Annotated in this window: 16 protein-coding genes; 8 read left to right on the top strand and 8 right to left on the bottom strand. The window is 45.0% G+C overall.

The window, feature by feature from the left end:
- Window positions 1-15: 15 nt before the first annotated feature.
- Entirely contained in the window at window positions 16-477 is a 462-nt protein-coding gene (pyrI, locus tag NL645_RS19525) for an aspartate carbamoyltransferase regulatory subunit (RefSeq protein ID WP_005381086.1), read from the top strand.
- A gap of 128 nt (window positions 478-605) precedes the next feature.
- Window positions 606-995: a RidA family protein gene (locus NL645_RS19520; RefSeq protein WP_065646880.1), complete on the top strand. Its 390-nt coding sequence runs from the start codon at window positions 606-608 to the stop codon at window positions 993-995.
- A gap of 85 nt (window positions 996-1080) precedes the next feature.
- On the opposite strand, the gene NL645_RS19515 is transcribed toward NL645_RS19520, so the two are convergent.
- From NL645_RS19515 to mlaF, 8 genes are all read right to left on the bottom strand, one after another.
- On the bottom strand, window positions 1081-1806 hold the full coding sequence (locus NL645_RS19515) for a 1-acylglycerol-3-phosphate O-acyltransferase (protein WP_253652251.1): 726 nt from the start codon (window positions 1804-1806) through the stop codon (window positions 1081-1083).
- A 146-nt stretch (window positions 1807-1952) separates the two neighbouring features.
- Window positions 1953-3218: a UDP-N-acetylglucosamine 1-carboxyvinyltransferase gene (gene murA / locus NL645_RS19510; RefSeq protein ID WP_046873610.1), complete on the bottom strand. Its 1266-nt coding sequence runs from the start codon at window positions 3216-3218 to the stop codon at window positions 1953-1955.
- A 9-nt stretch (window positions 3219-3227) separates the two neighbouring features.
- A complete protein-coding gene (gene ibaG / locus NL645_RS19505) occupies window positions 3228-3482 on the bottom strand; it encodes a BolA family iron metabolism protein IbaG (RefSeq protein WP_005396230.1) in 255 nt (84 codons plus the stop codon).
- A 3-nt stretch (window positions 3483-3485) separates the two neighbouring features.
- The gene (locus tag NL645_RS19500; RefSeq protein ID WP_005396231.1) at window positions 3486-3806 is read right to left on the bottom strand and encodes a lipid asymmetry maintenance protein MlaB; all 321 of its coding nucleotides are present in this window, start codon (window positions 3804-3806) and stop codon (window positions 3486-3488) included.
- Complete coding sequence (gene mlaC / locus NL645_RS19495) at window positions 3806-4444, bottom strand: phospholipid-binding protein MlaC (protein WP_005396232.1); 639 nt, start codon at window positions 4442-4444, stop codon at window positions 3806-3808. The genes NL645_RS19500 and mlaC overlap by 1 nt, the downstream gene beginning before the upstream one ends.
- A 2-nt stretch (window positions 4445-4446) precedes the next feature.
- On the bottom strand, window positions 4447-4935 hold the full coding sequence (gene mlaD / locus NL645_RS19490; protein WP_012841383.1) for an outer membrane lipid asymmetry maintenance protein MlaD: 489 nt from the start codon (window positions 4933-4935) through the stop codon (window positions 4447-4449).
- 2 nt (window positions 4936-4937) lie between these two features.
- Window positions 4938-5729: a lipid asymmetry maintenance ABC transporter permease subunit MlaE gene (gene mlaE, locus NL645_RS19485; protein WP_005396234.1), complete on the bottom strand. Its 792-nt coding sequence runs from the start codon at window positions 5727-5729 to the stop codon at window positions 4938-4940.
- Window positions 5719-6522, bottom strand: a complete 804-nt coding sequence (gene mlaF / locus NL645_RS19480) for a phospholipid ABC transporter ATP-binding protein MlaF (RefSeq protein ID WP_005396235.1) — start codon at window positions 6520-6522, stop codon at window positions 5719-5721. Before mlaF ends, mlaE begins: the two co-directional genes overlap by 11 nt.
- A 374-nt stretch (window positions 6523-6896) precedes the next feature.
- Between mlaF and NL645_RS19475 the strand changes: the two genes are divergently transcribed.
- The 6 genes from NL645_RS19475 (at window position 6897) to NL645_RS19450 (ending at window position 12235) form a co-directional block, all read left to right on the top strand.
- Entirely contained in the window at window positions 6897-7862 is a 966-nt protein-coding gene (locus tag NL645_RS19475) for a calcium/sodium antiporter (RefSeq protein WP_005396236.1), read from the top strand.
- Window positions 7863-7891: 29 nt separating this feature from the next.
- Window positions 7892-8863: an arabinose-5-phosphate isomerase KdsD gene (gene kdsD, locus NL645_RS19470; RefSeq protein WP_005396237.1), complete on the top strand. Its 972-nt coding sequence runs from the start codon at window positions 7892-7894 to the stop codon at window positions 8861-8863.
- Window positions 8864-8949: 86 nt separating this feature from the next.
- Complete coding sequence (lptC, locus tag NL645_RS19465; protein ID WP_005396238.1) at window positions 8950-9513, top strand: LPS export ABC transporter periplasmic protein LptC; 564 nt, start codon at window positions 8950-8952, stop codon at window positions 9511-9513.
- A complete protein-coding gene (gene lptA, locus NL645_RS19460) occupies window positions 9494-9988 on the top strand; it encodes a lipopolysaccharide transport periplasmic protein LptA (protein ID WP_005396239.1) in 495 nt (164 codons plus the stop codon). Before lptC ends, lptA begins: the two co-directional genes overlap by 20 nt.
- Window position 9989: 1 nt before the next feature.
- Window positions 9990-10715, top strand: a complete 726-nt coding sequence (gene lptB, locus NL645_RS19455; protein ID WP_005396240.1) for an LPS export ABC transporter ATP-binding protein — start codon at window positions 9990-9992, stop codon at window positions 10713-10715.
- A gap of 50 nt (window positions 10716-10765) precedes the next feature.
- Entirely contained in the window at window positions 10766-12235 is a 1470-nt protein-coding gene (locus NL645_RS19450; RefSeq protein WP_005396241.1) for an RNA polymerase factor sigma-54, read from the top strand.
- Window positions 12236-12256 lie beyond the last annotated feature (21 nt).

Below are 12256 nucleotides of genomic sequence, written 5' to 3'. Positions count from 1 at the left end.
TCGAGGAGAAAACCCATGGCTAAAGAAACTCAATTGCAGGTAGAAGCAATCAAAAATGGCACAGTCATCGACCACATCCCTGCGCAAATCGGCATCAAAGTATTAAGACTGTTCGATATGCACAATTCATCACAGCGCGTTACGATTGGTCTGAACTTGCCATCATCGGCACTCGGTCATAAAGATCTACTGAAAATAGAAAATGTGTTTATTAATGAAGAGCAAGCGAGCAAGTTGGCGCTGTATGCTCCTCACGCGACCGTGAACCAAATCGAAAACTATGAAGTGGTGAAAAAGCTCGCGTTAGAGCTTCCAGAGCGCATCAATGATGTCTTCGAATGCCCAAATTCAAACTGTATTTCTCACAATGAGCCAGTAGAAAGCAGCTTTAGCGTATTCGAAAAGAAACAAGAAATCCGTCTAAAGTGTAAGTACTGCGAGAAAGTGTTCTCACGTGAGATCGTAACCGAACGATAAACACACCGTACGACTAGGCGTGATACGTTTAAAATACCCCGCAATGCCGGGGTATTTTACTCTTTACCTACCACGGGTTTAGAGGCAAACTGAGAATCTTTATTCCCTACAACTGATGGAAAAATCAAATGACGAAAGTACTTCACACTGAATCTGCACCAGCAGCAATCGGTCCTTACGTTCAAGGCGTAGATCTAGGTAACATGGTTCTTACTTCAGGCCAAATCCCAGTAAACCCAGCGACAGGTGAAGTGTCTGCTGATATCACAGAGCAAGCTCGTCAGTCTCTAGAAAACGTAAAGGCTGTAGTTGAATCTTCAGGTCTTAAAGTATCTGATATTGTAAAGCTAACGGTTTTTGTTAAAGACCTAAACGACTTTGGCACAGTGAACGAAGTTTACGGCAAGTTCTTTGATGAGCACGGCGTAGCAAACTACCCTGCACGTTCTTGTGTAGAAGTCGCTCGCCTACCAAAAGATGTTGGTATCGAGATTGAAGCGATCGCAGTTCGCAAATAATTGCACTTGCTGACAAACATAAAAAAACGGGTAGCTCAGGCTACCCGTTTTTTATTGTCTTTTCGTGATGATATCGCAGTAAAACTTAAGCAGCGTTGCGCTGTTTGACTTCTTCATCTAACGATTCAAGCTTCTCTTTCATCTGTTCACGACAGATATTCGCTAGCTCGCGAATGCCCTCTTTACCATAGCCTTCTATACTGATTGGAGGTAGCATTTCAACAATCACATGACCATTGTTCCAACGGTTCAGCTTAATTTTATTCGTCGAGCTACATACGATAGGAATGATTGGCACACCTGCACCAATTGCCGCATGAAAAGCACCTGTTTTGAATGGCAGCAAACCACGCCCACGAGAACGCGTGCCTTCTGGGAACATCCACACCGAAACATCACTTTCTTTCATGCTGCTCACGACCTGATCGATAGTACCTTTTGCTTTCGAGCGATTCGCTCGGTCAATCAGAATGTTACCCGTAAGCCAGTAAAGCTGACCAAACAGTGGCATCCAAGCCAAGCTCTTTTTACCTACTGTCACAACTTTCGGAGTCACAGCCGCAGAAACAGTAAACATGTCCCAATTGTTCTGGTGGTTAGCAATGTAAACATGTTGGCCGCGTGAATACGCATCTTCAGGGATACGCAACTCTAACTTAATCCCAAATACACGAGACATCTTGGCAAACAAGCGGCCAAAAGTGAAAACGTGCTTAGGGTTTCGGGGGCTTAATAGGCAGTAACCACAACCACCAATAAACATAACAATCGCAAAGATAGCGACAGCAAATACACGTAACAGTGCAATCATTCTTGTTCTCCAGGAACCGGCTTTTGCCAGATACAGCTATTAATTTCTCTCTTTCCATAAAGGATAACTATGGTCATGAGAGTGATATAAAAAAGCCGAAACTCAGGTTTCGGCTCTCTTGATATCCAAGTTACCTGCGGTGCAGTTTAACTTGCCTCGCTCACTCGCTCAATATTTGCGCCAAGTGCAGCCAGTTTATTTTCGATTTTGTCGTAACCGCGGTCGATATGGTAAATACGATCAACGATGGTTTCGCCTTTAGCAATACAGCCCGCAATTACCAAACTAGCCGAAGCTCGTAGGTCGGTTGCCATCACTTGCGCACCGCTGAGTGACTCAACATCACCACAGATAACCGTATTGCCTTCGATCTCAGCTTTAGCGCCCATACGCATGAGTTCTGGTACGTGCATAAAGCGGTTTTCAAAGATAGTCTCTGTGATCACGCCGCCGCCTTTCGCCATCATGTTCAGTAGCGTAAATTGCGCTTGCATATCAGTCGGGAAACCAGGGTGTGGCGCAGTACGTACACTTACCGCTTTTAGCTCGCGGTCGGTCATATCAACTGAAATCCAATCTTCACCCGTTTCGACAAGCGCGCCAGCTTCTTCTAGCTTGGCTAGAACCGCTTCAAGCAAATGAGCGTTAGTGTTACGACATACTACTTTACCGCCAGATACCGCAGCAGCGACAAGGAATGTTCCCGTCTCAATACGGTCGGCAACCACGTTGTGTTTACAACCACCTAGGCGCTCAACACCTTCAATCGTGATCGTATCTGTGCCTGCACCAGAAATTTTTGCACCAAGCTTATTTAGGAAATCCGCTGTGTCTACAATTTCAGGTTCACGCGCCGCGTTGTCTAGCGTTGTAGTACCTTCAGCAAGTGCTGCAGCACACATGATGGTGATCGTCGCGCCTACGCTGACTTTATCCATCACGATGTGCGCACCTTTTAGACGACCATCAACCTCAGCTTTAACGTAACCATCTTCAAGCGTAATCGTTGCGCCAAGCTGCTCTAGGCCAGAAATATGCAGATCAACAGGACGAGCACCGATAGCACAACCGCCAGGTAGAGAAACCTGACCTTGACCAAATCGCGCTACGAGCGGGCCCAAAGCCCAAATAGAAGCACGCATGGTTTTCACCAAATCATACGGTGCGCAGTATTCAGTAATGCTACTTGGATCGACGTGAACAGAACCATTACGGCTTACTTTCGCGCCTAAACGCTTAAGCAGTTCCATGGTTGTATCGATATCACGAAGGTGTGGCACGTTTGCCACTTCTACAGGCTCTTCCGCCAAGATAGACGCAAATAAAATCGGCAGTGCTGCGTTTTTTGCACCGGAAATGGTCACTTCACCAACGAGTGGTTTATCTGACCCAATAACTCGAAACTTTTCCATCAATAAACCTTAAAGCGACATCAGTTTCTTATCACGAGCCCACTCTTCTGGTGTGAACGCTTTAATTGATAATGCGTGAATGTCGTTACGCTGGATGTATTCCATCAGAGGACCATAAATTAACTGCTGCTTCTTAACGCGGCTCATTCCATCGAAACAAGCATCAACAGCAACCACCTCATAGTGGCTACCTTCACCTTTTACATGCACTTCTTGAAGGTTTAGTGCTTCTTCTAATAACTGTTGTACTTTTGCGCTATCCACAATTTACCCCTGATAATTCTGTATGTGTTTGGCCACTAAAGATTCAACATTGCTCAGTTGAAACAAAGTGCGCAGTTGCGCCGGCACGAAACTGAGCATTATATGACAGTTTTGCTTTTTTGCATGCTCTAATAAGTGGATTAACATCACCATTCCTGCAGAGTCGACGCGCTCTATCTCTTTTAACGAGCATTCCAGCTCAGCTTGAGCTGGTTGCCATTGCTGAGCATACGCCCACAATGAGGGCACTGTATCTCTATCAAGTGCCCCTGTTAGCTTAAGAATGTTTTGATCTAATTGCCACTGAGCGGGAGTCTGGGCCATTATTTCTTCGCCTCAAAGCGAACCGGTTCCGCAGCTAATTTTTCTAGATCTTTCGCGACAGATAGAATGCCTTCTTGACGAATTTTGCTATTCCATTCTGACTGTTTGCTAGAGAGTAAACTAATGCCTTCCGCAATCATATCGAACGCTTCCCACTCGCCAGATTTGTTGTCTTTACGCAATTTGAACTCTAGCTTGATGTTTGGACGCGGCGTATCGATGATATCAACTTTAATGCTGGTGATACGCTTAGAGTCATCAATACTAGGCTCAGGACCAAATTCAATTTGTTGGTCACTGTATTGCGTTAGCACTTGGGCATAAGAAGCAATTAAATACGCTCGAAATGCATCGATAAACTCAAGTACATCCTCACGTTTCGCTCCTTTTAGGTTTGGACCTAGGAGCTTTAACCCAGCATAGCGGTAGTTGACGTAAGGCATTAGCTCTTCTTCAACAATCACCTTGAGTAAATCTGGGTCTTGTTTGATTTTCGGCTGCTCGGCTTTTAATCTTTCGAACGTGACTTCAGCCACTTGCTTCATCATCTTATAAGGTTCAGTTTTATCCACTTCTGCTGCACTTGTACCAAACGCGCTAAACACAGCACAAACTGAAAGTAATAATCTCGCTAACATAGTTATTCCTTACTTGAATCGTCTGAACCACCTACGCTGTAAAGCACTTGACCAATTAAGTCTTCAAGCACGAGCGCTGATTTGGTGTCTTCGATGGTATCGCCATCGACCAGCATGACTTCATCGTCAAAAACAAAGCCTGGTACTAAACCAATGTATTGCTCACCAATCAAGCCAGACGTCAAAATTTGTACGCTCGACGTTTCTGGGAATTGATTGTATTTGCTATTGATCGATAGAGTTACAACAGGTAATAAGTTATCTGGGTTAAGTGAAATATTGCTTACCCGGCCAATCACAACCCCACCCACTTTTACTGGCGAGCGAACTTTTAAACTACCAATATTATCGAACTCAGCTTTGAGGGTGTAAGTATCACCAGAGCCAATGCTTTTTACGTCAGCAACTTGAAAAATCATCACAAGAATCGCGCAAATTCCCGCTAATACAAAGCTGCCAACCCATAATTCAGTTTTACGTGTTTGTTGCATGATTAATTCCCAAACATCAATGCGGTCAGTACAAAGTCTAGTCCTAGTACTGCTAAAGAAGAATGCACAACAGTGCGCGTAGTTGCTCGGCTGATCCCTTCCGAAGTTGGAATAGCATCATACCCGTTAAATAGAGCGACCCAAGTAACCGTAATTGCAAACGCAAAGCACTTGATCATACTGTTACCAATATCCTGTCCTAGTTCAACTGAGGACTGCATCGCTGACCAAAAACTGCCATGGTCAACACCTTTCCAGTCAACACCAACAAGCTGGGCGCCCCAAATACCCACCGCCATGAAAATCATAGCCAGTAATGGCATTGAAATAGCACCAGCCCAAAAACGTGGCGCGATCACTCTTTTCAAAGGATCTACCGCCATCATTTCAAGGCTAGAGAGTTGCTCCGTCGCTTTCATCAAACCTATCTCTGCAGTTAACGCAGAGCCTGCACGACCAGCAAACAGAAGTGCAGTGACAACTGGCCCTAATTCACGTAGCAATGAGAGCGCCACCATTTGCCCCAAACTGCCCTCTGCGCCGTAATCCACCAGCACAACATAGCCTTGTAGGCTCAAGACCATACCAATGAACAACCCAGATACGACGATAATCGCCAGAGACTGGACGCCTACGGAATAAAGTTGTTTAACGAGCAGAGGAAAGCTTTTGAGCGGTTGTGGCTTAGTAAACAGTGCCCCAATCAGCATGAAAGTCGCACGACCAAATGCTCCGCAGATGGAGAGCGTTCGTCTACCTAGTGAGGCGACAAAATGCATAAAGTTATCGACCATCAAATAAGTCCTTTTCGATACTTTGAGAAGGGAAGCGAAACGGTACAGGACCATCTGCATCACCTTGTAAGAACTGCTGAACGCGAGGGTCAGGATTCTGATTAAGCTCTTCTGGTGTGCCAAAAGCGATAATTTTGCCATCGGCCATCAGATAAACCCAATCGGCAATACTCATCACTTCAGGCACGTCGTGAGAAACGACTATAGAAGTTAAACCTAACGCTTGATTTAGATTACTAATAAGCTCAACCAAGACACCCATGGTGATTGGGTCTTGTCCGACAAATGGTTCATCGTACATGATTAAATCTGGGTCTAGGGCGATCGCACGCGCCAACGCAGCGCGTCTTGCCATGCCACCCGATAGCTCGCTCGGCATCAGTTGTGCCGCGCCGCGTAGACCGACGGCTTCAAGCTTAAGCAATACCATGGTACGAATCAGCTCTTCAGATAAATTCGTATGCTCTCGCAATGGGAAGGCGACGTTATCAAAGACATTCAAATCAGTGAATAAAGCTCCTGATTGAAACAACATGCTCATTTTCTTTCGAGCATGGTAGAGTTTTTTACGCGAGAGAGAGGGAATATTGTCGCCATCAAACCAGATCTCTCCTTGCTCGGGATACAACTGACCACCAATTAAACGCAGCAGTGTAGTTTTACCTATTCCCGATGGTCCCATAATGGCCGTCACTTTGCCCTCAGGAACATGCAGATCAATACCATCAAAGATCTTGCGCTCTCCCCGTGAAAAAGTGAGGTTGTTCACGGTGACTAAATCGTTGTTCGACATATCATCTCTTCTACTGTCGGAGCGTTGCAACTCACGGCATCATCAACCAGACACACAACGGAGTTGAATTTCACGTTTAATAAAGTAACGTCGGTACATTTATTAGGCTGCAATCATAAGCACATTGGCTTTGAATTTAAAGCACTGTTCAATTAAATAAAGTCGAGTATATACCTGCAATTTTTTGTGGATTACGATCAAATCAGCGCAAAGTGTTTAAATCCTAGACAAGAATTGCTGATTTAAATGAACGACATTTGCATACATTTTCGTTACTAACCTTTAATTTATTCGTCGTTTATCTTCCATTTTAGGCCGCAAAAGGTCAAAATTAGCGGTTATTCATTTTACTTATTTAATACTTAGGAATTCTCATGCTCGAAGCCGTAGCGTTGCTTATAGTCGGTCTTGTTTTGCTCGTATGGAGTGCAGATAAACTTGTTTTTGGTTCTGCAGCGATAGCCCGCAACGTCGGTATTTCACCTCTTGTCATCGGCATGACAATCCTTGCGATGGGCTCTTCTGCGCCAGAGATGATGGTTTCTGCAACCGCAGCCTGGGACGGAAAAACCGATACTGCAGTGGGTAACGTTTTAGGCTCAAACATCGCGAACATCGCGTTAATCCTTGGTATTACAGCACTCATCAAGCCTCTGTCGATTAGCTCCGCGGTCATCCGCCGGGAACTGCCATTAATGATTGCAGTAACAGTACTCGCCGGTATTCTGCTTTGGAATAGCCATCTCGGTTTTTATGAAGGTGTCTTATTGTTTGTACTCTTTGGGGCATTTTTATTTGCTATGTTGCAGATCAGCCGCAAAGAACAAAAATCAGGTGATGTTTTTCTTGATGACCAAGAGTCAGAGATCCCAGAAGGCGTCAGCAACCCTAAAGCGATCATGTGGGTGGTTATTGGCCTGATACTGCTTCCTTTGGCAGCAAGCATGCTAGTGGATAACGCGGTGATTATTGCAAAGTATTTTGGCATGAGCGATCTTGTCATCGGTCTGACTATCATTGCCATCGGCACTAGTCTACCTGAGCTCGCAGCATCGCTTGCTGGTGTTTTAAAAGGTGAAGACGACATGGCCGTCGGTAACATTATTGGCTCGAATGTGTTTAATATTCTGGCCGTAATGGGCATTCCTGGCATCATTAATCCATCGGTGCTGAGTGAGTACGCGATGGGACGTGACTTCTGGGTCATGTTAGGCGTTTCACTGTTACTTGTCGCGATGTGTTTGGGTAAATCACGCAGTATTAACCGTATTGAAGGTGCAATCTTGTTTGCATGCTTCCTAGGTTATCAAGTGTACTTATTCGCAAACATGGCCGCTTAATTACCACGATAAATAAGTAGAGAACTGATATGTCCAATCAATTTGATTTTCGCGCTGCTGCTAAACAAGTTCTTGATATCGAAGTTGCTGCTCTGCAAGAGCTGGATACCTACTTTGATGATCAATTTGAGAAAGCGTGCGAACTGATCCTTTCCAACAGCGGCAAAGTAGTCGTTATGGGTATTGGCAAGTCAGGCCACATTGGTAACAAGATTGCTGCGACTCTGGCAAGCACGGGGACTTCTGCGTTTTTCGTTCACCCTGGCGAAGCTGCACATGGCGACTTGGGCATGATCAGCCCTGGAGATATTGTGCTCGCAATTTCTAACTCTGGTGAGTCAAACGAAATTCTGTCTCTATTTCCGGTATTAAAACGCCTGAACATCAAGATAATTAGCATGACAGGCAAGCCAGAATCCAATATGGCAAAACTGTCTGACTTGCACCTGCAAATCACGGTACCTCAAGAAGCTTGCCCACTAGGGTTGGCACCGACCAGCAGTACCACGGCCACATTAGTAATGGGAGACGCATTAGCCGTAGCCCTACTTCAAGCGCGTGGTTTTTCTGCCGAAGATTTTGCCCTATCTCATCCAGGTGGCGCGTTAGGGAGAAAACTGCTGCTTAAGTTGTCTGATATTATGCACTTTGGAGAAGCGTTACCTAAAGTTTCTCCAAACGCATTGATTCGCGATGCCCTGCTTGAAATTTCAGAAAAAGGGCTAGGCATGACCGCTATCGTCGATGAGCACGATGCTATGCTTGGTATATTCACCGATGGTGATTTACGTCGCACCTTAGACAAACGCATTGATATTCATACGACCGCGATTGGCGAAGTCATGACGACAAATCCAACCACAGCGCACCCTGATATGCTAGCGGTTGAAGGTTTGAACTTGATGCAGAATAAAAATATTAACGCTCTGATTTTATGTAAAGACGAAAAAATTGTGGGTGCACTGAACATGCACGATTTACTAAAAGCTGGCGTGATGTAATATCAGCACAAACATTTAAATCATTTATTACACAAATAAAGGCAATGGTCAGGGAAGTACTGAGCTAAACGATAGGCCTTCATTATATGAGTTTTACTCGCCTTATTTATTTGCTCTTGATCTTCGTTGTCGCATGGTGCGGTTATTACCTACTGACCCCAAAAGGCAACGACGCAATTCAAGTAGCACCAGATTCTGAACTGCCCATGTTCAGTGGTACTGGACTGGAAAACATCACCTATGGTGAAGATGGTGTCCGCAGTTACATCATCCGCTCCACGAACTTAGACCATTATGCTAAGAGTGGAGATACCATTTTTAATAACCCGACTTTGATGGTTTACCGTGAAGGTAGCGTCATTGAATGGAAGGTGACGGCCACAAGAGCCGTGTTAGATGAAGACCAAGTTTTGACTTTATATGACAAGGTCTTAATGCAAAATCTTCTGCCTGGTGCGAGTTTTGATACCATGGCAACAGACAAGTTAGTCATTAATCTAACCAATCGTGATTTTAAAGCTGATCAACAGGTCATGTTGGTTGGGCCACAATTTGAAACTACTGGAGGCGCAATGCAAGGCAACTTAAAGCAGCATACCGCAACTCTGACAGACGAAGTTCAAGGTCGATATGAAACCGTTACACCTTAGCCTACTGGCACTGGTATTGGCGGCGCCTCAAGCGCTGGCACTTAAGTCGGATACTCAACAACCGGTTTACATTAACTCTGACACCCAACAAGTGGATATGAAGAGTAACCAGGTTATTTTTAAAGGCGATGTATCTCTTAAGCAAGGTAGCATCAATATCGATGCTGATAGAATCGTGGTAACGCGCGATCCTAAAACCGAAGCCATCAAACAGATTCAAGCATTTGGTAAACCTGCCAAGTTTTCTCAACTGATGGACGATGGTAAAACACTGAGTGGTCAAGCTGTGGAGCTGGATTACCGTATTTCTACAGACGAATTGACCATGAAAGGTCAAGCGCAACTGGCACAAGACAACAACACCATTAAAGGTTCTTCGATTCGTTACCAAATTGGTAAACAAAAGCTAGTCGCTGATAGCTCTAAGGAAGAGCGCGTTACGACCATTTTGCAACCCAATCAGATAGAGAACTAATATGGCAGTACTGAGTGCGAAAAACTTGGCGAAAAGCTACAAAAAGCGCAAAGTCGTAACCGATGTTAGCTTGGAAGTTGAATCTGGTCAGATTGTTGGGCTGCTAGGCCCAAACGGCGCAGGTAAAACCACCTCGTTTTATATGATTGTCGGCTTGGTGCCACGAGATGAAGGCACCATCACCATTGATGATAAAGACATCAGTATTCTGCCGATGCACAGTCGTTCGCGTCTCGGGATTGGCTACCTTCCGCAAGAAGCGTCGATTTTCCGTAAGCTGTCGGTAGAAGATAACATCATGGCTGTACTCGAAACTCGTCAAGAAATGACACGTGAAGAGCGCCAAGATAAGCTGGAAGATTTGTTAGAAGAATTCCACATTCAGCACATCAGAACCAGTGCGGGTATGGCACTATCAGGGGGTGAGCGACGCAGAGTGGAAATCGCTCGCGCTTTAGCAGCCAACCCTCAATTCATTTTGTTGGATGAACCTTTCGCTGGTGTTGACCCAATCTCGGTTAATGACATCAAGAAAATCATCGAGCATCTACGCGATCGCGGCCTCGGAGTGTTAATCACTGACCATAACGTGCGTGAAACACTGGACGTATGCGAAAAAGCCTATATCGTAAGCCAAGGGCACCTAATTGCATCGGGAACTCCGGCAGAAGTTCTCAATAATGAACAGGTGAAACAAGTTTATCTCGGCGAACAATTCCGTCTATGATTATATTAGGAACGGTAAGATTCTGAGCATTACAAGGTAAGTAACACTGAATGAAACCTTCATTACAACTCAAGCTAGGTCAACAGTTAGCCATGACGCCACAGTTGCAACAAGCGATTCGCTTACTGCAACTGTCGACACTCGATCTTCAACAGGAAATCCAAGAAGCCTTGGATTCAAACCCATTATTGGAAGTTGAAGAAGGCCAAGATGAGCCTCTAGCAAACGGTGAAGATAAATCAGCGGTCGAGGCTGCTGATAGCAACAGTGCTAACGAACCAGCAGACATTGACGTTCCAGACAGTTCAGACGTAATTGAGAAGTCAGAGATCAGCTCTGAACTTGAAATCGATACCACTTGGGATGACGTCTACAGCGCGAATACCGGTAGCACTGGCTTAGCTCTTGATGATGATATGCCTGTCTACCAAGGCGAAACCACGGAATCATTGCATGACTACCTAATGTGGCAGCTTGACCTGACACCATTCAGTGAAACCGATCGTACGATTGCATTAGCGATTATTGACGCTGTTGACGACTACGGTTACCTAACCCTATCGCCTGAAGAAATTCATGAGAGCTTCGATAACGAAGAGATTGAGTTAGACGAAGTAGAAGCCGTTCGTAAACGTATTCAGCAGTTCGATCCGCTCGGTGTGGCATCACGCAACTTACAAGAGTGCCTACTGCTACAGCTAGCGACTTTCCCAGAAGACACACCGTGGCTTGCTGAAGCCAAAATGATTCTTGCGGATCATATTGATCACCTGGGGAACCGTGATTACAAGCTCGTTATTAAAGAGACTAAGCTGAAAGAAGCCGATCTCCGTGAAGTCCTCAAACTTATCCAGCAGTTAGATCCTCGTCCCGGTAGTCGTATCACACCGGATGATACCGAGTACGTAATTCCAGATGTGTCCGTTTTTAAAGACAACGGCAAATGGACCGTTTCTATCAACCCAGATAGCGTTCCAAAATTAAAAGTAAATCAACAATATGCTCAATTAGGCAAAGGCAATAGCGCGGATAGCCAGTACATCCGCAGCAATTTGCAAGAGGCAAAATGGTTAATTAAGAGCTTAGAGAGTAGAAACGAGACGCTACTCAAAGTTGCAAGATGTATTGTTGAACATCAACAAGATTTCTTCGAGTATGGTGAGGAAGCCATGAAGCCAATGGTACTAAATGATGTAGCCTTGGCAGTGGACATGCATGAATCCACGATTTCTCGTGTAACAACACAAAAATTTATGCATACACCACGTGGCATTTTTGAATTGAAGTACTTCTTCTCTAGCCATGTTAGTACTGACAACGGCGGAGAATGTTCGTCAACAGCAATTCGCGCACTCATTAAAAAACTGGTCGCAGCAGAGAATACTGCTAAGCCATTGAGTGATAGCAAGATTGCTGCTCTTCTGGCTGACCAAGGGATTCAGGTCGCGAGACGTACGATAGCCAAATATCGAGAATCCTTGGGAATTGCCCCTTCAAGTCAGCGTAAACGCCTATTATAAGGCACTAACTGAAAAGGAAAG

It is taken from the genome of Vibrio sp. Y51_MX_L26 (assembly GCF_024181935.1).
Lineage (GTDB): Bacteria > Pseudomonadota > Gammaproteobacteria > Enterobacterales > Vibrionaceae > Vibrio > Vibrio diabolicus.
This window is presented reverse-complemented; position numbering and strand designations above follow the sequence as displayed.